The sequence below is a fragment of the Pseudomonas sp. sp1636 genome, from assembly GCF_030376615.1.
Classification (GTDB): Bacteria; Pseudomonadota; Gammaproteobacteria; order Pseudomonadales; family Pseudomonadaceae; genus Aquipseudomonas.
This window is the reverse complement of sequence record NZ_JARRAB010000022.1, coordinates 46,758-67,576: the sequence shown is the minus strand read 5'-3', so window position 1 is coordinate 67,576 and position 20,819 is coordinate 46,758. Positions and strand designations below refer to the sequence as shown.

General features: G+C 63.7%; 18 protein-coding genes. 9 read left to right on the top strand and 9 right to left on the bottom strand.

The annotated features are described in order from the left end of the window. Positions 1–249: 249 nt before the first annotated feature. The 7 genes from panC to P8H27_RS18690 form a co-directional block, all read right to left on the bottom strand. A complete protein-coding gene (gene panC, locus P8H27_RS18720; RefSeq protein WP_289639220.1) occupies positions 250–1,110 on the bottom strand; it encodes a pantoate--beta-alanine ligase in 861 nt (286 codons plus the stop codon). Beyond that, positions 1,107–1,907, bottom strand: a complete 801-nt coding sequence (panB, locus tag P8H27_RS18715) for a 3-methyl-2-oxobutanoate hydroxymethyltransferase (protein ID WP_289639218.1) — start codon at positions 1,905–1,907, stop codon at positions 1,107–1,109. The genes panC and panB overlap by 4 nt, the downstream gene beginning before the upstream one ends. 273 nt (positions 1,908–2,180) lie before the next feature. Then, a complete protein-coding gene (gene folK, locus P8H27_RS18710; RefSeq protein WP_289639215.1) occupies positions 2,181–2,666 on the bottom strand; it encodes a 2-amino-4-hydroxy-6-hydroxymethyldihydropteridine diphosphokinase in 486 nt (161 codons plus the stop codon). Continuing rightward, positions 2,666–4,066, bottom strand: coding sequence for a polynucleotide adenylyltransferase PcnB (locus P8H27_RS18705; RefSeq protein ID WP_289639213.1), 1,401 nt, complete (start codon positions 4,064–4,066; stop codon positions 2,666–2,668). The genes folK and P8H27_RS18705 overlap by 1 nt, the downstream gene beginning before the upstream one ends. An 884-nt stretch (positions 4,067–4,950) precedes the next feature. Further along, positions 4,951–6,369, bottom strand: coding sequence for a sigma-54 dependent transcriptional regulator (locus tag P8H27_RS18700; protein WP_289639211.1), 1,419 nt, complete (start codon positions 6,367–6,369; stop codon positions 4,951–4,953). 34 nt (positions 6,370–6,403) lie between these two features. Next, on the bottom strand, positions 6,404–9,358 hold the full coding sequence (locus P8H27_RS18695) for a sensor histidine kinase (protein ID WP_289639209.1): 2,955 nt from the start codon (positions 9,356–9,358) through the stop codon (positions 6,404–6,406). 132 nt (positions 9,359–9,490) lie between these two features. Further along, entirely contained in the window at positions 9,491–9,667 is a 177-nt protein-coding gene (locus P8H27_RS18690; RefSeq protein WP_003244646.1) for a hypothetical protein, read from the bottom strand. 318 nt (positions 9,668–9,985) lie between these two features. Here P8H27_RS18690 and P8H27_RS18685 point away from each other — a divergent pair, with 318 nt between their 5' ends. Continuing rightward, entirely contained in the window at positions 9,986–11,269 is a 1,284-nt protein-coding gene (locus tag P8H27_RS18685; RefSeq protein ID WP_289639194.1) for an FAD-binding oxidoreductase, read from the top strand. 118 nt (positions 11,270–11,387) lie between these two features. On the opposite strand, the gene P8H27_RS18680 is transcribed toward P8H27_RS18685, so the two are convergent. After that, positions 11,388–11,639 carry a hypothetical protein gene (locus P8H27_RS18680; protein ID WP_289639222.1) on the bottom strand — a complete coding sequence of 84 codons (252 nt, stop codon included), beginning with the start codon at positions 11,637–11,639 and terminating at the stop codon, positions 11,388–11,390. On the opposite strand from P8H27_RS18680, the gene P8H27_RS18675 reads away from it, so the two are divergent. The 5 genes from P8H27_RS18675 (at position 11,584) to P8H27_RS18655 (ending at position 16,740) form a co-directional block, all read left to right on the top strand. Then, positions 11,584–12,705 (top strand): branched-chain amino acid ABC transporter substrate-binding protein, encoded by a 1,122-nt coding sequence (locus P8H27_RS18675; RefSeq protein ID WP_289639193.1) that lies wholly within the window; start codon positions 11,584–11,586, stop codon positions 12,703–12,705. The two genes, P8H27_RS18680 and P8H27_RS18675, sit on opposite strands and share 56 nt — an antisense overlap. A gap of 246 nt (positions 12,706–12,951) precedes the next feature. After that, positions 12,952–13,866: a branched-chain amino acid ABC transporter permease LivH gene (locus P8H27_RS18670; protein WP_289639192.1), complete on the top strand. Its 915-nt coding sequence runs from the start codon at positions 12,952–12,954 to the stop codon at positions 13,864–13,866. Between the two features lie 2 nt (positions 13,867–13,868). After that, positions 13,869–15,155 carry a high-affinity branched-chain amino acid ABC transporter permease LivM gene (livM, locus tag P8H27_RS18665; protein WP_289639191.1) on the top strand — a complete coding sequence of 429 codons (1,287 nt, stop codon included), beginning with the start codon at positions 13,869–13,871 and terminating at the stop codon, positions 15,153–15,155. Next, positions 15,152–16,027, top strand: a complete 876-nt coding sequence (locus P8H27_RS18660) for an ATP-binding cassette domain-containing protein (RefSeq protein WP_289639190.1) — start codon at positions 15,152–15,154, stop codon at positions 16,025–16,027. The genes livM and P8H27_RS18660 overlap by 4 nt, the downstream gene beginning before the upstream one ends. After that, positions 16,024–16,740, top strand: a complete 717-nt coding sequence (locus P8H27_RS18655; RefSeq protein WP_289639189.1) for an ABC transporter ATP-binding protein — start codon at positions 16,024–16,026, stop codon at positions 16,738–16,740. The genes P8H27_RS18660 and P8H27_RS18655 overlap by 4 nt, the downstream gene beginning before the upstream one ends. A gap of 705 nt (positions 16,741–17,445) precedes the next feature. Here P8H27_RS18655 and P8H27_RS18650 read toward each other — a convergent pair. Then, positions 17,446–17,574, bottom strand: a complete 129-nt coding sequence (locus tag P8H27_RS18650) for a hypothetical protein (protein WP_289639188.1) — start codon at positions 17,572–17,574, stop codon at positions 17,446–17,448. A gap of 238 nt (positions 17,575–17,812) precedes the next feature. Between P8H27_RS18650 and P8H27_RS18645 the strand changes: the two genes are divergently transcribed. The 3 genes from P8H27_RS18645 (at position 17,813) to P8H27_RS18635 (ending at position 20,672) form a co-directional block, all read left to right on the top strand. Then, on the top strand, positions 17,813–18,703 hold the full coding sequence (locus tag P8H27_RS18645; RefSeq protein ID WP_289639187.1) for a triacylglycerol lipase: 891 nt from the start codon (positions 17,813–17,815) through the stop codon (positions 18,701–18,703). A gap of 137 nt (positions 18,704–18,840) precedes the next feature. Beyond that, the gene (locus tag P8H27_RS18640; RefSeq protein ID WP_289639186.1) at positions 18,841–19,347 is read left to right on the top strand and encodes a TRAP transporter small permease subunit; all 507 of its coding nucleotides are present in this window, start codon (positions 18,841–18,843) and stop codon (positions 19,345–19,347) included. Further along, complete coding sequence (locus P8H27_RS18635; protein ID WP_289639185.1) at positions 19,347–20,672, top strand: TRAP transporter large permease subunit; 1,326 nt, start codon at positions 19,347–19,349, stop codon at positions 20,670–20,672. Before P8H27_RS18640 ends, P8H27_RS18635 begins: the two co-directional genes overlap by 1 nt. Positions 20,673–20,819: the final 147 nt, after the last annotated feature.

The window sequence follows — 20,819 nt, the reverse complement described above, 5'->3', positions numbered from 1 at the left end:
GCCCCGAGGTCGGGCCTCCTACGGATCGCAGGCAGTTCGCGCCTGGTGATACAACACCTAACGGTGTACAGAGCCTACCAAAAGCCCCCGCGCCCGGCGAAACCGGGCCTCAGTGTAACTGGCGTGGGCCTGGATCAGGCAAGCCCGAGAGCAACCGTATTACCGAGGCGGCTCGATGCTGGCCAGTCAGCCCCCATGTCGACGGCATCAGGCGCGGTGCTCTGCTCGGCAGGCACGGGTGTGCGTCGATCAAGCCGTGGCGTCGAGATCCAGCGCCAGGTTGTCGATCAGGCGGGTGCCGCCGAGAAAGGCGGCGACCAGAATCACCAGTTGGCGATCCGTGGCGGTGGCCGGGCGCAGGCTATTGGTTTCGCGGATTTCCAGATAGTCCGGACGTAAGCCGGCGCTCAACAGTTGCTGGCGTGCCGCCTCGATCAGGCTGGCGAAGTCCTGCTCGCCGGCGCCAAGCGCAGTGGCGATCTGTTGCAGGCTGCGGTACAGGATTGGAGCGGCGGCGCGTTGTTCGGCGTTCAGGTAGCCGTTGCGCGAGGATAAGGCCAGGCCATCCTCGGCGCGAATGGTCGGCTCGCCGATAATCTGGATCGGCATGTTCAGGTCGCGCACCAGGGTGCGAATCACCGCCAGTTGCTGGAAGTCCTTCTGGCCGAACACGGCGAGGTCGGGTTGCACCAGGTTGAACAGCTTGGTCACCACGGTGGCGACTCCGTCGAAATGGCCGGGCCGGCTGGCGCCGCACAGACCTTCGGAGACGCCTTGCACGCTGACCCGGGTCTGGCTGGCCATGCCGTCGGGGTACATCTCGTCCACCTCCGGATGGAACAGCAGGTGACAGCCGGCCTCGAGGAGTTTTTCCTGGTCGGCGACCAGGGTGCGCGGGTAGCTGCCCAGGTCTTCGCTGGGGCCGAATTGCAACGGATTGACGAAGATGCTGGCGACCACGAAATCGGCGCGCTGGGCGGCTTTCTCAACCAGGGCAACATGCCCGGCGTGCAAGTTGCCCATGGTCGGGACGAATCCGATCTGTTTGCCTTCGGCGCGAGCCAAGGCAACGGCGGCGCGCAGTTCACGGATGGTTTTAACCGTGTTCATGCGGAGAATCCGTGTTCGGCTGCAGGGAAGCTACCGTCTTTGACTGCTTTGACGTAGGCGCCGAGCGCGCTCTGGATGTTGCTTTGCCCGGCCATGAAGTTCTTCACGAACTTGGGCGTGCGCCCGCTCAGGGACAGGCCGAGCATGTCGTGCAGAACCAGCACTTGACCGTCGGTGGTGCCGCCGGCACCGATGCCGATTACCGGAATCTTCACCGCCTGGCTGATTTCCGCGGCCAGTTCGCTGGGTACGCATTCGAGCAGCAGCATGGCCGCGCCGGCCTGTTCCAGGGCCATGGCATCGGCGCGCATCTGGCGTGCCTGGGCTTCCTGGCGGCCCTGGACTTTATAACCGCCAAGGATATTCACCGCTTGCGGGGTCAGCCCCAGGTGCGCGCAGACCGGGATGCCACGCTCGGCCAGCAGGCGGATCGGCTCGGCCAGCCAGGCCGCGCCCTCGAGCTTGACCATGTGCGCGCCGGCTTGCATCAGCGCCGCGCAGTTGTGCAGCGTCTGCTCGGTGGTGGCGTAGGCCATGAAGGGCAGGTCGACGAGGATCAGCGCGCCCTGGTTGCCACGTTTCACGCAAGCGGTGTGGTAGGCCATGTCGGCGACATCGACCGGCAGGGTGCTGTCGTGACCTTGCAACACCATGCCGAGGGAGTCGCCGACTAGCAGCACCTCGACTCCGGCCTGGCAGGCAGCCTGGGCGAAGGTGGCGTCGTAGCAGGTCAGCATGGCGATTTTCTCGCCGCTCTGCTTGAGGCTTTGCAGGGTGGTCAGGGTAACGTCAGGCATAACAATCGTCCTCACTCAGACGTTCAGCAAGCAGTCAGGCGGCTTCAAAGTGGCCTGCATGGGCCTCGGTGTGCGCCGGTGCGGGGCAACGGGACGCCTATAGTCCTGATGGGGGGGCTCGAAGTCAATTGCAGGTGTTACCGGTCTGTTACTGGCGTTACCGCCAATATGCCCGCCTGGGGGCTTGCTGAGGGGGTGAGCCATTGCGGGGTCGCAGGCATCGGCCAGGGTCTATCCGCGCGTCGAAGGCGGCCAATGCTGTGCAGGCGCCGCCTACTCGGGCAGGCGTTCCAGGCCGACAAAGGGGCAAGCGGCGAGCAGATCCGGCAAGGCGCGACCGTCGGGCAGGCGCAGGTCGGGGGCCAGTTCGGCCAGCGGGTAGAGGACGAAGGCGCGGGCGTGCAGGTGGTAATGCGGCACGTGCAGGCGTGGCTCGTTCAGCAGCAGGTCGCCGAATAGCAGGATATCCAGATCGAGGGTGCGCGGCCCCCAGCGTTCGGCTTTGCGCTCACGGCCCTGGTTCAACTCGATGGCTTGCAGGGCGTCGAGCAGTTGCAGCGGTGCCAGTGCGGTATCCAGCGCCGCCACGGCGTTGACATAGCGCGGTTGATCGGCCGGGCCGAGCGGGTCGCTGGCATAGAAGGAAGACGTGCCGACTAATTGCGACTGCGGCAGCGCGGCCAGCGCCGTGAGGGCGCCGCGCAGTTGCTCAAGCGGTTCGGCAAGGTTGCTGCCGAGGCCGAGATACACCCGCGGCATTATTCGTTGGCAGCCGGCTTGGACGCACCGTCGGCGCGCTTGCGCTTGCTGGCGCTGCGCCGCCGTTTACGCGGCGCGCTGCCGGTGTCGTCCTGGCTGCTGAGGTCGCGAATCATGCTGCGCCTTGCACTGTCGCTGGCGTCCTGATACTCCGTCCACCACTCGCCGAGGCCGCCGGTATCTTCGCCCGCGCTTTCGCGCAGCAGGAGAAAGTCGTAACCGGCGCGAAAGCGTGGGTTTTCCAGCAGCAGATCGGAACGCTTGCCGCTGCGCCGCGGCAGGCGCTCCTGCATGTCCCAGATTTCGCGGATCGGCATGGTGAAGCGCTTGGGAATGGCAATGCGTTGACACTGTTCGCTGATCAACTCGTGCGCCGCTTCCTGCATCGCCGGGATCGGCGGCATGCCACGATCTTGCAGCTTGATTACGCGTGCCGGCAAGGCGGGCCAGAGCATGGCGGCGAAGAGGAAAGCCGGGGTTACGGTTTTCTTCTGCTGAATGCGCAGGTCGGTGTTGATCAGGGCGTTGCGGATCAGGCTGTCGGTATAGTCGGGGTTGGCCTTGAGCGCCGCGGCGCTGGCCGGGAACAGTTCGCCGAACAAGCCGTAGTCGACCAGCAGTTCGTAGGTGAACTCGGCGTAACCGGCGAGGAACAGCTTGAGCACTTCTTCGAACAGGCGCGCCGACGGAATTTCCCGCAGCATCGGCGCCAGCTTGTAGATGGGTGCGGCGCTGTGCTTCTCGATATCGAAGTCCAGCTTGGCCGCGAAGCGCACGGCCCGCAGCATGCGTACCGGGTCTTCTTGATAACGCTGGGTCGGATCGCCGATCAGGCGGATCAAATGATTGCGAATGTCGTGCACGCCATTGGCGTAATCGAGAATGCGCTCGGTGCTCGGGTCGTAATACAGCGCATTGATGGTGAAGTCGCGGCGTTGGGCGTCGTCTTCCAGGCTGCCGTAGACGTTGTCGCGCAGGATGCGTCCGCTCTCGTTACGCGAGGCCAGGTTGCTGTCCTCTTCCTCGTCGCCTTGCGGATGATTGGCGCGGAAGGTGGCGACTTCGATGATCTCGCGGCCGAAGTGCACATGCACCAGCTTGAAGCGCCGGCCGATGACCCGGGCGTTACGAAATTCGGCTCGCACCTGCTCCGGTGTGGCGCTGGTGGCCACGTCGAAATCCTTGGGGTCGATGTCGAGCAGCAGGTCGCGCACGCAACCGCCAACCAGATAGGCCTGGTAGCCGGCGTGTTGCAGGCGCTCGACCACGCTGCTGGCATAACGACTGATTTCCCCACGGTTGATCGGGTGCTGGCTACTGCTCAGCACTTCGGGAGTGCTGTGCGGGTGTTTGCCACGGCGCAGGGGCGAGCGTAGAGACTTGAACAGCTTTTTCAGCATGGGATGCACTGTTTGACGAAATGACAGGCCAGGATAAACGCTGACCACTGGAATGGCGCGGATTCTAGCATTGAGTCGGGAGATGGTGTAGGAAGCAACGGGAGAGAGGTGGTTCGCGAAAGCTACTGGGGGAGCCGAAGCTCCCCCCCAAGCAGGTGCGTGCTTTGTTTTTATTATTATGGCGGGCTTGTTGTTTTTGTTGAGTTGCCCGTTCCATTAAGTCAGAGACTTGCTGAAATTCTCCTAAGCCAGGAGTCAATAGCAAACGGATTGCTTTGGATGCTGACGCTGCCATGACCATGTGTAGACCCAACCAGTACGGGATCTGCCTCGAGGCAGTTTTGTTGTTCTCTGTCTGGTTGTGGGGCAAGCCCCAAAGGCAATTCCTTTCCAAAAGAATCAGTTAGCTGCGCCTCCGCCTTGTTGTTTTTGTTGTGCTGGAGTCGATACGTCTTGTTTTTATTATCTGGGGCGTTGCTTGTTATTGTTGTTGTGCCAGAGATATAGCATGAGCCGTGCCAGCTTTTTGGAATCCTTTTAAAACAAGGGCTTAGATAGATTGTCGGGTGAGCGAACGGTCTGAAAAAGCCGTGCTCTCGTTACCATAAGCCCCGGACTTTGTTACGAGGTGTTGAAACGGTAACAGCGCGGGGAACCTTGTGTTCGGCAATCTGTCGCCCGTTTTGGCCGGCAGGCCGGCGTAAACCGCGAGCGCAAGAAACCCAGGTTCGGGATGCGGGAGCTAGGGGGAACCGCTGAGGGGCGAGGCGCGCAGCGAGTACTGTGCGCTTCGGTTCGCTGGGCTGCGCAAGGGCCGGCGCCCCTGCGCGAGAAGACATGCGGGCCCGGTCGGTGCCCGGCATGTCGAGTTACCGTACAGCCTGCTAGCCAGTGGCGGCGCCGGTCTTGCGCCGTGGAATACCCAGGCGCTGGCGGCGTTCCCACAGGCACTTGCGGCTGATGCCGAGCTTGCGCGCCAGCTCGGTTTCGGTCATGTGATCCTGGTGTTCGAGGACGAAGTGCTGGAAATAGTCTTCCAGCGACAGGTCTTCGGTGGGCTCATGGCTGTTGCTGGATTGCCCTGGCAGGCCGAGGAAGTCGTCGTCTTCCAAGTCGTCCAGCTCGATGTCGATGCCCAGCAGTTCGGCTGATATGGTCGTGCTTTCGCAGAGGATAACCGCACGCTCGATGGCGTTCTCCAGCTCGCGCACGTTACCCGGCCAGGAGTAATGGCGGATGGCCTGTTCGGCATCCGGGGCGAAATGCAGGTCGTCGCGGCCCATGCGCGTGCATTGGCGCTGGAGGAAGGCGCGGGCGATTTCGCTGACGTCGCTACCGCGCTCGCGCAGTGCCGGCAGTTTCAGGGCGATGACATGCAGGCGGTAGTAGAGGTCTTCGCGAAATTGGCCGACCTTGGACAGGCTCTTGAGGTCACGGTGGGTCGCCGCGATCAGGCGCACATCGACTTTTTGCGACTGCACCGAGCCGACCCGGCGAATCTCGCCTTCCTGCAGCACGCGGAGCAAGCGGGCCTGGGCCTCCAGGGGCAGCTCGCCGATCTCGTCGAGGAACAGGGTGCCGCCATCGGCCGCTTCGACCAGGCCGGCGCGGCCGGCACTGGCGCCGGTGAAGGCGCCTTTCTCGTGGCCGAACAGTTCGGATTCGATCAGGCTTTCCGGGATGGCCGCGCAGTTCACCGAAATCAGGGGAGCCTTGGCGCGTTTGGACAGGTTGTGCAGGGCGCGCGCGACCAGTTCCTTGCCGGTGCCGGACTCGCCCTGGATCAGGACGTTGGAGTCGGTCGGCGCGACCTTGCGGATCTTGCTGTACAGCTCCTGCATGGCCGGGCAGGAACCGATGATGCCGATCTCGCCATTGCTGTTGTCGATGGCTTTTTCGCTGCTGCGGCCGGTAGCGGCGCTGGCCGGTGCACTCGGAGCATGCCTGGCCTCTTGGCGATCGCGCAGGATGCGCGCCACGGCCTGGAGCATTTCGTCATGGTCGAAGGGTTTGGCGATGTAGTCGACCGCCCCCATCTTCATTGAATCGACGGCGGAACGCAGGCTGGCGTAGCTGGTCATGATCAGCACCGGCTTGCCTTCGGCGAGCTTGATCAGCTCGGTGCCCGGTGCGCCGGGCAGGCGCAGGTCGCTGACGATCAGGTCGAAGCCGGGAATGCTGAAGCGTTCTTGCGCTTCTTGTACCGAGCCGGCTTCGCTGACTTGGTATTGATTGCGCTCGAGCAGGCGGCGCAGGGCAGAGCGGATAATGGTTTCGTCTTCGACGATCAAAATATGGGGCATTAATTCGGTCTCTCGACGGTCTCAGGTCGCTGGTTCAATTCGCTATGGACGTCGCTTCGACATGCCGCGGCAGCGTCACCCGGATACGGGTGCCGCGTTGGTGCTCGGGGTCGACCGGGCTGTCGATTATTATTTGGCCATAATGCTCTTCCACGATGGAATAGACCAGCGCGAGGCCAAGCCCCGTGCCTTTGCCTGGGTCTTTGGTGGTGAAGAAGGGTTCGAACAAACGGTTCATGATCGCCTTGGGAATGCCGCTGCCTTCGTCCTCGACGATCAGGTCGACGGTGTGCTCGAAGGCTTCGCTTCTGACCCGGATCGCGGCCCCGGGTGGCGAGGCGTCGCGGGCGTTGGACAGCAGGTTGATGAGCACCTGGGCGAGACGCTGCGGGTCGCCGTCGACCCAGTGATCGGCGTCGCACAGATTGAAAAATTCCACTTCGACGCTGCGTCTATTGAGTGCCAGCAGGCCGATGGCGTCCTGCGCTACCTGGGCCAGGCACACCGGTTCGTCGGCTTGTTGATGGCCGCCCGAATGGGCGAAGCTCATCAGCGACTGGAGGATGCGCGAGACCCGCTTGGTCTGCTCGAGAATCTGCGCGCTGATCTCGGTCAGCTCGCCGTCGTCTTCGCGTTCCTCGCGCAGGTTTTGCGCCAGGCAGGCGATGCCGGTGATCGGGTTGCCGATCTCGTGGGCCACCCCGGCGGCCAGGCGGCCGATGCTGGCCAGGCGCTCGGAGTGCACCAGCTTGTCTTCCAGGTGCTGGGTTTCGGTGAGGTCTTCGACCAGCAGCACCAGGCCGCTGTTACCCGGGGTCAAGGGTTCGTCGATCGCCGCCTTGTGCAGGTTGAGCCAGCGGGTCTGGCCGTCCAGCGCCAGGCGCTGTTTATGCAGGTGCTGGTCGGGCAGTTCGATGAAGTGCTGCAGCAGTTCGCGCCAGGGTTCGCCGAGCGTCGACAGGCGCGAGCCGACGATGCGATGTGCCGGAATCTCGGTGAGTTCTTCCATGGCTTTGTTCCACATCAGGATTTCCTGATCCTTGGCCAGCGAGCAGACGCCCATCGGCAGCTCCTGCAGGGTCTGCCGGTGGTAACGGCGCAGCGCGTCGAGTTCCGCGGCCAGGCCGGTGAGGCGCGAGTGGTAGTCCTCCAGGCGGTTCTCGATGAAGTGAATGTCTTCGGTGACGTAGGTTTCGCTGCCGGATTTATAGGGCAGGAAGGTTTCGACTATGTCCTGGGCCACGCTCGGCCCCATCAGGCCGGAGAGGTTGGCCTCGATGCGGTCGCGCAGGCGGCGCAGGGCATAGGGGCGGCTTTCGTCGAAGGGCAGGTGCAGGTCGCGCAACGCCTGCTCGACCTCGCGCTGGGCGGTCTTGGCGCCCAGCGGCTTGGCCAGTTGGGCGGCGAACTCCTGCGGCGACAGGGCCAGCAGCTCGCGGCGTTGCGGGCGCCGTACGTTATCCACGGCGCAGGCTTCGGCGGCACTCTTCTCCTCGGGGCTGGCTTCGCTGAACAGCGAAACCAGGGTGAACACCAGTACGTTGGCTGCCAGCGAGGCGATGGCGGCGAGGTGCCAACTGCTGTCGTCCAGCACATAGACCAGATTGAACAGGGGAATGTAGAAGCCTTGCAGGTTGCCCAGCAGCGGCAGCAGCATGCTCAGTGCCCAGACGCTGATGCCGGCCAGCACGCCGGCGATATAACCGCGCCGGTTGGCCGTCGGCCAGTACAGCACCGAGAGCACGCCGGGGAGGAATTGCAGGGTGGCGACGAAGGCGACAATGCCCAGGTTGGCCAGATCCTGCTCGGCACCCAGCAGCAGATAGAAGCCGTAACCGGCCATGATGATGGCGCAGATCAGCGCCCGGCGGGTCCACTTCAGCCAGCGATAGATATTACCTTCGGCAGGGGGCTGGTACAGCGGCAACACCACATGGTTGAGCACCATGCCGGACAGCGCCAGGGTGGTGACGATGATCAGGCCGCTGGAGGCCGACAGGCCGCCGATGTAGGCGATCAGGGCCAGGGTCTGGCTGTTGACCGCGATGCCCAGGCCGAGGGTGAAGTATTCCGGATTGGTGGTGACGCCAATCTTAAGCCCGGCCCAGAGAATCAAGGGCACTGCCAGACTCATCAGCAGCAGGAACAGCGGCAGGCCCCAGCTGGCGCTGACCATCGCCCGCGGGTTGAGGTTCTCGGTGAAGGTCATGTGGTACATGTGCGGCATGACGATGGCCGAAGCGAAGAACACCAACAGCAGGGTGCGCCAGGGGCCTTCCTGCAGCGGCGTGTGCAGGCTGGCCAGGGCGGCCTGGTTCTGCACCAGCCAATGTTCCAGATCCTGTGGTCCATCGAACACGCCATACAACGCATAGAGACCAATGATGCTGACGGCGGCCAGCTTGACCACCGACTCGAAGGCGATGGCGAACACCAGGCCTTCGTGTTTCTCGCGGGTGGCGATATGGCGGGCGCCGAACAGGATGGTAAACAGGATGATCAGGCCGCAAAAGGCCAGCGCCACCCGTTCCTGCACCGGCTCGCGGGTGAGGATGCCGATGGAATCGGCCACTGCCTGGATCTGCAAGGCCAGCAAGGGCAGCACGCCGATCAGCATGAACACCGTGGTCAGGGCGCCGGCCCAGGTGCTGCGGAAGCGGAAGGCGAACAGGTCGGCCAGCGACGACAGCTGGTAGGTGCGGGTGATGCGCAAGATCGGATAGAGCAGCACCGGCGCCAGCAGAAAGGCGCCGGACACCCCCAGGTAGCTGGCGAGAAAACCGTAGCCATATTGATAGGCCAGGCCCACCGTGCCGTAGAAGGCCCAGGCGCTGGCATACACGCCGAGCGAGAGGGTATAGGTCAGCGGGTGGCGGATGATCCAGCGCGGGATCAGCCCGTGTTCGCTGACCCAGGCGACGCCGAACAGCACCAGCAAGTAGGCGGCGCTGATCAGAATCAGCTGGCTAAGGCTAAAGCTCGTCAGCATCGGGTTGGCTCTGCGAATAAGGGGAGAGGGCGGTCGCCGGGGTCTGTTGCCGGTGCGGATCAGAGTTCATCGGCATCGCGCTGGCTCTGCGAAGAATGATAAAGGGCGGTCGCCAGGTTTCGCCGGCATGCCTCAGAGTTCATCGGCATCACGCTGACTTTGCAGGATAAAGGTCACCACGATGAGGATCAGCCAAAGCAAATAGGGCCGGTACCAGGCGCCATTGGGGTCGATCCACCAGTCCATGATCGCTGGGGAGAACAGGTAGATCCCCACTACCAGGATCAGAACCAATCGATAGATATACATGCCGCATCTCTTTGCGTGAGTAGCGCGATGGTAACGGATGCGCGACGGCCTGCGTAGGTTGCGCGTGGCGCGTCGACCTATTGCAGGCGGTCGCGGCCTCTCTTGTCTCGCGGGTGGCCGGCGTGAACCCGGCACCAGGTTCCTGCATCACTAAATGGAATGACATGGAGAGTAAAGGTCGTTTGTTGTGTCGAGCGAGCCCGGCTATTACTGAAAACCAAGAAATCGCCGCTTGTGTGGCTCGGCTACTCGAATGCCCGCATCGGCGGGCTAAGGTCGTGCCGGCAGGCGTCAGGTCGACGCACTAAGGAGTGCTGCATGACGCTACGCCAAGAGTGTTTGTGGGAAACATTGACGCCGCAACGGCCGACAGCCGGCTCCCTGAGTGGCGAACTGCAGGTCGATGTCTGTGTGGTTGGCGCTGGCATCACCGGGCTTTCCGCAGCGCTGCACCTGCTCGAGCAGGGTAAAAGTGTCTGCGTACTGGAGGCCCATGAAACCGGGCACGGTGGCTCCGGGCGCAATGTCGGCCTGGTCAACGCGGGCATGTGGATTCCTCCGGACGAGGTCGAAGCCAAGCTGGGCCAGGCGGTCGGCAGCAAGCTGGTGGCGACCATGGGCGCCGCGCCGGCGCTGGTGTTCGCGCTGATCGATAAATACGCCATCGATTGCCAGCTGCGCCGCGAAGGCACTCTGCACATGGCGCATAACAGGCGCGGCCTGGCCGACCTGCAGAGCCGCTGCGAGCAGTGGCGGCGACGTGGCGCGCCGGTCGAATTGCTCACCGGCGCCGCCTGCCAGCAGGCCACCGGTACCCAGCGCATCGCCGCGGCCCTGCTCGACCGGCGTGCCGGCACCCTCAACCCGATGGCCTACACCAGTGGCTTGGCTCGGGCCGTGACCGGCCTGGGCGGTCGACTGTTCCACCACTCCCCGGTGCAGCGCCTGGAGCGCCAGGGTGCCGGCTGGTGCGTGCTCACCGAGGGTGGCGCGGTCAGCGCCGAGCAGGTGGTGTTGGCCTCCAATGCCTACACCGAAGGCGAATGGAGCGAGCTGCGCAGCAATTTCTTTCCCGGCTTCTACTATCAGGTCGCCTCCGAGCCGCTGCAGGGCGAGCAGGCCGCGCGCATCCTGCCCGGCGGGCAAGGTGCCTGGGATACCCGTCAGGTGCTCAGCAGCATTCGCCGCGATGCCGATGGCCGCCTGCTGCTGGGCAGCCTGGGTAATGGTGCGGCCAAGCCGGCCTGGTTCCTGCGGGCCTGGGCCGACCGCATCCAGCAGCATTACTTCCCCAACCTGGGACGGGTGCAGTGGCGGAGCACCTGGACCGGCTGCATCGCCTTTACCCCGGATCACCTGATGCGTCTGTTCGAACCGGCGCCCGGGCTGCTCGCCGTCACCGGCTACAACGGCCGCGGGGTGACCACCGGCAGCGTGGTCGGCAAGGCCTTCGCCGACTACCTGTGCCAGGGCGATCCGCAGGCGTTGCCGATGCCGCTGCAGCCGATGCGCAAGGTCAGTGTCGCGGGGCTGCGTAGCGGCCTGTACGAGGCGGGCTTCTCGCTGTATCACGCCGGGCAGTGCCTGCGCGTGATGATCTGAGGGGCGCTCGGTGAGCCGCTGGAGCGGCTGAGATGTGGGTCATTAGGACGCACCGGGAGCGCTTCGTTGGTGCAAGAAAAGACCGGCCGTTACCGAAAGTAAACGGCAGCGGGCGAGCTTATCCGGGAAAAGGTCGTGAATTGGCCTGGTTCAAAAAATATCTTTCAAGAACCTCCGGATTTTTTGCAGAAAACTCTTTTTCTGCCAGGCGATTGTCCTGTAGAAAACCATGGCATGCCATTTGCTCATGCCCTTTGCCGCAACCAATAACAAAAGTAGCAGTACTCACACCCACCATATGGAGTAACAAAGCTATGTCGCAGATGATTTTCAGAAAGGGTTTTCTGGCGCTCGCCGTGACCAGTGCCATGGGCCTTTCTTCCCTGGCCCAGGCCGACTTGGTGATTGGCGTGGCGGGGCCCCACACGGGGGCTAACGCTACCTTCGGCGAACAATACTGGCGGGGTGCGAGCCAGGCGGCCGAAGACATCAACGCGGCGGGTGGCGTCAACGGCGAGATGATCAAGCTGGTCAAGGCCGACGATGCCTGCGAGCCCAAGCAAGCGGTGGCCGTGGCCAACCGTCTGGTCGATCAGGACGAGGCCAAGGGTGTGGTCGGCCACTTCTGCTCGTCCTCGACCATTCCGGCATCGGAGGTCTACGACGAGGCCGGCATCATCGCCATCACCCCCGGCTCGACCAACCCCCAGGTGACCGAGCGCGGCCTGTCCGGCATGTTCCGCATCTGCGGGCGCGACGACCAGCAGGGCATAGTCGCCGGCGATTACATCATCGACACCCTGAAAGCCTCCAAGGTTGCGATCATCCACGACAAGGATACCTACGGCCAGGGTCTGGCGGATGCGACCAAGGCGCAGCTGCACAAGCGCGGCGTCACCGAGGTGATCTACGAGGGCCTGACCCGCGGCGAGAAGGACTTCAACGCCCTGGTCACCAAGATCCGTGCGGCCGGTGCCGAGGTCGTGTATTTCGGCGGCCTGCATGCCGAAGCCGGCCCGCTGGTGCGGCAGATGCGCGAGCAGGGGCTGAGCGCGACCTTCCTCTCCGGCGACGGCATCGTCACCGACGAGCTGGTCACCACCGCCGGTGGGCCGCAGTACACCAAGGGCGTGCTGATGACCTTCGGCGCCGATCCGCGCCTGATCGATGACGGCAAGGCCGTGATCGAGAAGTTCCGTGCCAACGGCTTCGAGCCGGAAGGCTACACCCTGTATTCCTACGCCTCGGTGCAGACCCTGGCGGCGGCCTTCAACGGTGCCGGCGATAACGACCCGGCCAAGGCCAGCGCCTGGTTGAAAGCCAATCCGGTGCAGACCGTGATGGGCAAGAAGGAGTGGGACGCCAAGGGCGACCTGAAGGTCTCCGACTATGTCGTCTACGAATGGGACGAGCAGGGTAAATACCACCAGCAGTAAGTTCAGGGCGCCCGCCTGGCTCTGGCCTGTCCCGCTCGGGATGGCCAGGCCCGGCAGGCGCCTTGCTCGGCTAACCGCTCGGCTGCTGTGTGCGTCTGAGCGGTTAGTGCCTTCCGGGAACTGCTGAGTCGCCGCCCCTGTTCGCCGCTGTGTCCAGTGCAGCGGTGCTCGGCAGTACCCGTCTGAAATCACCTGAGGCATCCGGGCCCACCCAGGCCGGTCAGCCCAGCAGACGAGACTGAGTCAATGGACGGTATCTTCCTGCAGCAAACGATCAACGGGCTGACCCTCGGGGCGGTCTATGGCCTGATCGCCATCGGCTACACCATGGTCTACGGCATCATCGGCATGATCAACTTCGCCCACGGCGAGGTGTACATGATCAGCGCCTACCTCGCGGCCATCACCCTGGCCATTTTGGCTTCTTTCGGTCTCGAATCCTTTCCGCTGCTGATTCTCGGCACCCTGTTGTTCACCATCTGCATCACCGGCGTGTATGGCTGGGTGATCGAGCGGGTGGCCTACAAGCCGCTGCGCAACTCCACCCGCCTGGCGCCGCTGATCAGCGCCATCGGCATGTCGCTGGTGTTGCAGAACTACGTGCAGATCAGCCAGGGCGCGCGCCAGCAAGGCGTGCCGACCCTGCTCGAGGGCGCGTTCAAGCTGAACATCGGCGAGGGCTTCGTCCAGCTGACCTACACCAAGGTGTTCATCCTGATCGCCGCCTTCGTCGGCATGGCGCTGCTGACCTACGTGATCCAGTACACCAAGCTCGGGCGCATGTGCCGCGCCACCCAGCAGGATCGCAAGATGGCCTCGATCCTGGGGATCAACACCGACCGGGTGATCTCCTACGTGTTCGTCATCGGTGCGGCCATGGCCGCGTTGGCCGGGGTGCTGATCACGATGAACTACGGCACCTTCGACTTCTATGCCGGCTTCATCATCGGTATCAAGGCGTTCACCGCCGCGGTGCTCGGCGGCATCGGCTCGCTGCCCGGGGCGATGCTCGGCGGGCTGATTCTGGGCGTGGCCGAGTCGCAGTTCTCGAGTATGGTCAACACCGACTACAAGGACGTGTTCAGCTTCTCGCTGCTGGTGTTGATCCTGATCTTCCGACCCCAGGGCCTGTTGGGCCGTCCCCACGTGGCGAAGGTGTAACCATGTCCTCAACCCTTGCAAGCAAGCGTCTGGATGTAAAGAAGAGCCTGGTCGATGCGGTGCTCGCCGGCCTGATCGCGCTGATCGTGTTCGGTCCGATCGTCGGGGTGGTGCTCGACGGCTATCAGTTCAACCTGGAGATCGAGCGGGTGGCGGCGATCATCGGCGTGGTCATGCTCGGTCGCTTCGCCCTCAGTCTGTTTCTGCAGACGCCCAAGGGCCTGGCGATCCTCGCCACTTTCGAGAGTGCAGGCTCGGGCGTGCATGTGCTGGCGCCGGAGCACAAGAGCCGGCTGCGCTGGGTGCTGCCGCTGTTGCTGGTGGTCGCCCTGATCTTTCCGTTCTTCGCCAGCAAGTACCTGCTGGCCGTGGTGATTCTCGGCCTGATCTACGTGCTGCTGGGCCTCGGCCTGAACATCGTGGTCGGCCTGGCCGGCCTGCTCGACCTCGGCTATGTGGCGTTCTACGCCATCGGCGCCTATGGCCTGGCGCTCGGCTATGAGCACCTCGGCCTGGGCTTCTGGACGGTGCTGCCGCTGGCGGCGCTGCTGGCGGCGACGGCCGGGGCGATCCTGGGGTTTCCGGTGCTGCGCATGCACGGCGACTACCTGGCCATCGTCACCCTGGGCTTCGGCGAGATCATCCGCCTGGTGCTGAACAACTGGCTGGAGTTCACCGGCGGGCCGAACGGCATGTCGGTGCCCTCGCCCAGCTTCATGGGCCTGGAGTTCACCCGCCGGGCCAAGGACGGTGGGGTGCCCTTCCATGAATTCTTCGGCATCGCCTACAACCCCAGCATGAAATTCATCTTTATCTACGCGGTGCTGTTTCTGGTGGTGCTGCTGGTGCTTTATATCAAGCACCGCCTGACCCGCATGCCGGTCGGCCGCGCCTGGGAGGCGCTGCGCGAGGACGAGATCGCCTGCCGCGCCATGGGCCTGAACCATGTGCTGGTGAAGCTCTCGGCGTTCATGATCGGCGCCTCCACCGCGGGCCTGGCCGGGGTGTTCTTCGCCAGCTACCAGGGCTTCGTCAACCCGGCCTCGTTCACCTTCTTCGAGTCGGCGCTGATCCTCGCCATCGTCGTCCTCGGCGGCATGGGCTCGACCGTCGGCGTGGTGCTGGCGGCCTTCGTCCTGACCGTCGCCCCGGAGCTGTTGCGCGCCTTCGCCGAATACCGGGTGCTGCTGTTCGGCGTGCTGATGGTGCTGATGATGATCTGGCGGCCGCGCGGGCTGATCCGGGTCAGCCGTAGCGGTGTGCAACCACGTCAAGGAGTAGCGCCATGAGCGAAGAAATTGTCCTCTCGGTCGACCGCCTGGCCATGCACTTCGGCGGGATCAAGGCGCTCAACGATGTCAGCCTGGACATCAAGCGCAATTCCATCTCGGCCCTGATCGGCCCCAACGGCGCCGGCAAGACCACGGTGTTCAACTGTCTGACCGGCTTCTACAGCGCCACTGGCGGCAGCATCAAGCTCAATGCCCGGGGCAAGAGCACCGACGTGATCAAGGTGCTCGGCGAACCCTTCGCCCTGGAGGATTTCGTCTCCCCGGCGAAGTTCTGCAAGCGCCTGTACTACAAGATGTTCGGCGGCACCCACCTGGTCAATCGCGCCGGCCTGGCGCGCACCTTCCAGAACATTCGCCTGTTCAAGGAAATGTCGGTGGTGGAGAACCTGCTGGTGGCCCAGCACATGTGGATCAACCGCAACCTGCTGGCCGGCGTGTTCAATACCCCGGGCTTTCGCAAGGCCGAGAGCCAGGCGCTGGATCATGCCTTCTACTGGCTGGAGGTGGTCGACCTGGTCGACTGCGCCAACCGCCTGGCCGGCGAGCTGTCCTACGGCCAGCAGCGCCGCCTGGAAATCGCCCGGGCCATGTGCACGCGGCCGCAGATCATCTGCCTGGACGAGCCGGCGGCGGGCCTCAACCCGCAGGAAACCGAGGCGCTCAGCCGGATCATCCGCCTGCTGCGCGACGAGCACGACCTGACCGTGCTGCTGATCGAGCACGACATGGGCATGGTCATGAGCATTTCCGATCATATAGTCGTGCTCGACCATGGCCTGGTGATCGCCCAGGGTGGCCCCGAGGCGATCCGTAACGACCCCAAAGTGATCGCCGCCTACCTGGGCGCCGACGAGGAGGAACTGGTATGAGTCAGCCGATCCTCGAATTGAAACAGCTGGACGTGTTCTACGGGCCGATCCAGGCACTCAAGCAGGTCGACCTGCACATCGACGAAGGCGAGACGGTCAGCCTGATCGGCGCCAACGGGGCGGGCAAATCCACCCTGCTGATGTCGATCTTCGGCCAGCCGCGGGCGGCGTCCGGGCAGATCCTCTATCGCGGCACCGATATCACCCTGAAGTCCTCGCACTTCGTCGCCTCCAACGGCATCGCCCAGTCGCCGGAGGGGCGGCGGGTTTTCCCCGACATGAGCGTCGAGGAGAACCTGATGATGGGCACCATCCCGATTGGCGACCAGCACGCCGAGCAGGACATGCAGGCGATGTTCGAGCTGTTCCCGCGCCTCAAGGAGCGGCGCAACCAGCGGGCCATGACCATGTCCGGTGGCGAACAGCAGATGCTCGCCATCGCCCGCGCGCTGATGAGCCGGCCCAAGCTGTTGCTGCTGGACGAACCGAGCCTGGGTCTGGCGCCGATCGTGGTCAAGCAGATCTTCCAGACCCTGCGCGAACTGGCCCAGAGCGGCATGACCATCTTCCTGGTCGAGCAGAACGCCAACCACGCCCTGCGCCTGTCCAACCGCGGCTATGTGATGGTCAACGGCGAGATCCGCCTGAGCGGCAGCGGCGAGGAGTTGTTGGGTAACGAAGAGGTGCGCAAGGCCTACCTGGGCGGGCACTGAGTCCCTTGCGCTAGCGGAGCGCGCGTGCCGTCCTGGCATGCGCGGCTCCTGCGGTTTGGGGCGCTTGGGCGCGACCCCGTCACGGCTGTGCGCATGCACTTTCTCCGGGGTTGCATGCGCTCTGCTCAAGTTGCCCACAAAGACTGTGGAGCGAGCTGTGGATAAGGTGGGTGTAGGCGTATGCAGGCCTAGTTGTGCGGCTGTTCGGGCGCCTTGTGTGTTTTTTGACCAGCCTGGTTTTCATCGATAAAACAGATGCTTGGCTGAGTTATTCGAGGGTTGGGGATAACAGCCGAAAGTTGTCCACGACTATTGTGGGTAGGCCTGTGGGTAACTCTGTATGCCTGGCTGAATGCCTTGCCAGTCCTGGCGTTGCGCGGGTTGATCAGCTTTTGCTCAATTCGCCCAGGCGTTCGGCGGAGGCATGGCGACTCGCCTCCGGTCAAGGAATAATCCAGCTATTTCAAGGGTTTGTCCGGCGTGTTGGGCGCCGGCCGAACAGTTATCCAGCGCCGCTGTGGAGCGATCTGTGGATAAGCTGAGCGTGCTTGTGCCCAGGCCGTGCAGGACTAAGCGTGGCCGCAGTTGCTGCTTTTTTGCTCAATTGCATGGCTCTGTGCCCGTTAGGTGTTGCGGGGCGGCGGCAGGTTTTGTCCGCTGCGCACGCTGGTGTGGGCAGGATCAGCAGTGCTCGCCACGCCGAAGCTATGGCTGCAATGCTTGCCGGGTTTCTTTTAGTTCGCCGAGCAGTTGCATCGGCTCATCGCTCGGCAGGGCGAAGGCGTTGCTGGCGAACAGAACCAGTAGCAGGCTGGTGGCTAAGGCATGTTTCATGAGGGGCTCCTGGGTGTAGGCCGCAATGGTTACGCTGGCCATACTAAGGCGCTGGCCGTAAAGCAGAAGTCGAACGGCGCGATAGTGCCCATCGATCCTGTCGATGGCGGTGCGCGCGCGGTTGGCCGAATGAGCGATGCTTTCGCCTGATTTCAGGCGAGGCCGGGTCGCGCCCCGCGCACCTGCCGGCCAGACGCTGGCAGTGCAGATCCACGCGTTTGAACAGGGATGATGGGTTATGTCGAATACCGCTGCGCCACGTTACCCCCTGGTGTTGGTGCCGGGCTTGCTCGGCTTCATCCGTTTGCTGGGGTATTCCTATTGGTTCGGGATCATCGCGGCGCTCCGCCGACAGGGCGCCAGGGTCTTTCCGGTGCTGGTGTCCGCGGTGCACTCCAGCGAGGTGCGTGGCGAACAACTGCTCGAACGCATCGCCCAGGTGCTCAAGGAGACCGGGGCCGACAAGGTGCACCTGATCGGCCATAGTCAAGGTGCGCTGAGCGCCCGTTACGCCGCGGCGTTAAGGCCTGACTGGGTCGCCTCGGTGACCTCGCTGGCCGGCCCCAATCATGGCTCGGAGCTGGCTGACTTTCTCCAGCGCAAGGCGCCTCATGGCAGCTGGCGCGAGCGCTTGCTGGCCGCCGTGCTGCGCGGCGTGGCGCGCTGCATGGCCTGGCTGGAGACGGGCTACCAAGGCCCGCGCCTGCCCATCGATGTCGGCGCCGCCCAGCATTCGCTGACCACCGAGGGCGTCGCCGCGTTCAATCGGCAATTCCCCCAGGGCCTGCCGGATACCTGGGGCGGCGAGGGGGCTGCCGAGGTCAATGGCGTGCGCTATTACTCTTGGTCGGGCACCTTGCAAGCCGGTATCACCGACCGTGGCGGCAACCGCTTCGACGGGCCCAACCGTGCCTGCCGCTTGTTCGCCCGCAGCTTTCGTCGCGAAGCCGGGCAGTGCGACGGCATGGTTGGGCGCTACAGCTCGCACCTGGGCACGGTGATTGGCGATGACTTTCCGCTCGACCACTTCGATATCGTCAACCAGAGCTTCGGCCTGGTCGGCAAGGGCGCCGATCCGCTGGGGTTGTTCCTGGAGCATGCCCGGCGCCTGCACGACGCCGGGTTGTAGGGCGTGCAAAGCCCTGGCCGTTTCAGCTTGAGCCGGGCGGCCAGCAACCGGCTGCTGGCGCAGCGCCCGGTTCATGTTGGCTTTACTGAATGTTCAACTAGAGTTTCACAATAGCCAATATTTTGCGGGTATGGTGCATGCCTAAGGTCATACGGGTATTCGTGCGCGCGGTGGACGCGATCAATCGGGTCGTCGGCCGCTTCGCCATGTACCTGATTTTCGTCATGCTGGCGGTGCTGCTGTACTCCTCGGTCAGCAAGACCTTCGCCGACCCGGCGATCTGGACCCTGGAAACCGCGCAGTTCCTGATGGTCGCCTACTTTCTCCTCGGCGGCGGCTACTCCATGCAGCTCGACGCCCATGTGCGCATGGATCTGTTCTACAGTCGCTGGTCGCCGCGCACTGCCGCGATCATGGACGCCATCACCGTCGGCTTCCTGATCTTCTACCTGGTGTTCCTGCTCTACGGCGGCATCTCCTCGACCCAGTACGCCCTGCAGTATGGCGAAACCAGCTATTCGGCCTGGTCGCCGCAGATGGCGCCGATCAAGATCGTCATGACCCTCGGCGTGGCACTGATGCTGCTGCAGTCGATTGCCACCTTCTTCAAGGATCTCGCTGCGGCCCGCGGGGAGACGCTGTAATGAGTTACGAGCTCATCGCGCTGCTGATGTTCTCCTCGATGATGCTGTTGCTGCTCACCGGCAAGCGGGTGTTCGGCGCCATCGGTTTCGTCGCGGTGGCCGCCGCCCTGCTGCTGTGGGGCGACGGTGGTGCGGAGGTGGCCTTCAACGCGGCGATGAAGTTGATGAAGTGGTACCCGCTGCTGACCCTGCCGATGTTCGTCTACATGGGCTATATGCTCTCCGAGTCCGGGCTGGCCGAAGACCTCTACCGCATGTTCCATGTCTGGATGGGGCCGCTGCACGGCGGCCTGGCAATCGGCACTATCGCCCTGATGGTGGCGATCTCGGCGATGAACGGCCTGAGCGTCGCCGGCATGGCCATCGGCGCCAGCATCGCCTTGCCCGAATTGCTGCGCCGCGGTTACGACAAGATCATGGTCACCGGGGTGATCCAGGCCGGCAGCTCCCTGGGCATCCTGATTCCGCCCAGCGTGGTGCTGGTGCTGTACGGCATGATCGCCCGCCAACCGGTGGGCCAGTTGTGGCTGGCCGGGGTGTTTCCCGGGCTGATGATGGCGACCCTGTTCGTGCTCTATATCGTCATCCGTTGCCGGCTGAACCCGGCGTTGGGGCCCGCCCTGGCCGAAGAGGAGCGCCAGCAGATCAGTTGGGGCGAGAAACTGCGGTTGCTCAAGGCCGGCATCGCGCCGCTGTTTATCTTCTTCTCCATGACCGGCCTGTTCCTGATGGGCATCACCAGCCTGGTCGAGAGTTCGGCGGTGGGGGCGGCGGCGGCGACCCTGGCCGCCTTGGTCAAGCGCCGGCTGACCGCCCAGGTGATGGAGGAAACCCTGCGCAAGACCCTCGGCATCACCTGCATGTTCATGTGGATCATCCTCGCCGCCCTGTGCTTCGGCGCGGTGTTCGATGGCCTCGGCGCGGTGAGGGCCATCGAGGGCTTCTTTATCGACCGCCTTGGCCTGGGGCCCTGGCAGGTGCTGATCATGATGCAGCTGTCGTTCATCCTCATGGGCATGTTTCTCGACGATACCGCCATGCTGGTGATAGTCGCGCCGCTCTATGTGCCGCTGGTCGGCGCTTTGGGTTTCGACCTGATCTGGTACGGCGTGCTCTACACCATTACCTGCCAGATCGCCTACATGACCCCGCCCTTCGGCTACAACCTGTTTCTCATGCGCGCCATGGCCCCGCCGGAAGTGACCTTGCGCGACATCTATGTCTCGGTCACGCCCTTCGTGCTGGTGATGATCCTGGCGTTGGTGCTGGTGATGGTGTTTCCGCAACTGGCGCTGTGGCTGCCGCAGTGGCACTACGCACGTTGAACCCCCGAATTCAGGAACGGCAGTACATAACGATTGGATTGCTGATGCGAACCACAACTGTACAGACACCCATGAGGATCGAGTTGCCCACCTGAAACGCTGCACCGACCCTAGGAGCCTGGCGGACTTAACGCTGTCCTACTGCGG

Coding starts and splice junctions, on each gene's coding strand:
- P8H27_RS18685 (WP_289639194.1), top strand. CDS start 9,986: ATGACGCTACGCCAAGAGTGTTTGTGGGAAACATTGACGCCGCAACGG.
- livM (WP_289639191.1), top strand. CDS start 13,869: ATGTCCTCAACCCTTGCAAGCAAGCGTCTGGATGTAAAGAAGAGCCTG.
- P8H27_RS18700 (WP_289639211.1), bottom strand. CDS start 6,369: ATGCCCCATATTTTGATCGTCGAAGACGAAACCATTATCCGCTCTGCC.
- folK (WP_289639215.1), bottom strand. CDS start 2,666: ATGCCGCGGGTGTATCTCGGCCTCGGCAGCAACCTTGCCGAACCGCTT.
- P8H27_RS18655 (WP_289639189.1), top strand. CDS start 16,024: ATGAGTCAGCCGATCCTCGAATTGAAACAGCTGGACGTGTTCTACGGG.
- P8H27_RS18670 (WP_289639192.1), top strand. CDS start 12,952: ATGGACGGTATCTTCCTGCAGCAAACGATCAACGGGCTGACCCTCGGG.
- P8H27_RS18675 (WP_289639193.1), top strand. CDS start 11,584: ATGTCGCAGATGATTTTCAGAAAGGGTTTTCTGGCGCTCGCCGTGACC.
- panB (WP_289639218.1), bottom strand. CDS start 1,907: ATGCCTGACGTTACCCTGACCACCCTGCAAAGCCTCAAGCAGAGCGGC.
- P8H27_RS18660 (WP_289639190.1), top strand. CDS start 15,152: ATGAGCGAAGAAATTGTCCTCTCGGTCGACCGCCTGGCCATGCACTTC.
- P8H27_RS18680 (WP_289639222.1), bottom strand. CDS start 11,639: ATGGCACTGGTCACGGCGAGCGCCAGAAAACCCTTTCTGAAAATCATC.
- P8H27_RS18650 (WP_289639188.1), bottom strand. CDS start 17,574: ATGAAACATGCCTTAGCCACCAGCCTGCTACTGGTTCTGTTCGCCAGC.
- P8H27_RS18635 (WP_289639185.1), top strand. CDS start 19,347: ATGAGTTACGAGCTCATCGCGCTGCTGATGTTCTCCTCGATGATGCTG.
- P8H27_RS18695 (WP_289639209.1), bottom strand. CDS start 9,358: ATGCTGACGAGCTTTAGCCTTAGCCAGCTGATTCTGATCAGCGCCGCC.
- panC (WP_289639220.1), bottom strand. CDS start 1,110: ATGAACACGGTTAAAACCATCCGTGAACTGCGCGCCGCCGTTGCCTTG.
- P8H27_RS18645 (WP_289639187.1), top strand. CDS start 17,813: ATGTCGAATACCGCTGCGCCACGTTACCCCCTGGTGTTGGTGCCGGGC.
- P8H27_RS18640 (WP_289639186.1), top strand. CDS start 18,841: ATGCCTAAGGTCATACGGGTATTCGTGCGCGCGGTGGACGCGATCAAT.
- P8H27_RS18690 (WP_003244646.1), bottom strand. CDS start 9,667: ATGTATATCTATCGATTGGTTCTGATCCTGGTAGTGGGGATCTACCTG.
- P8H27_RS18705 (WP_289639213.1), bottom strand. CDS start 4,066: ATGCTGAAAAAGCTGTTCAAGTCTCTACGCTCGCCCCTGCGCCGTGGC.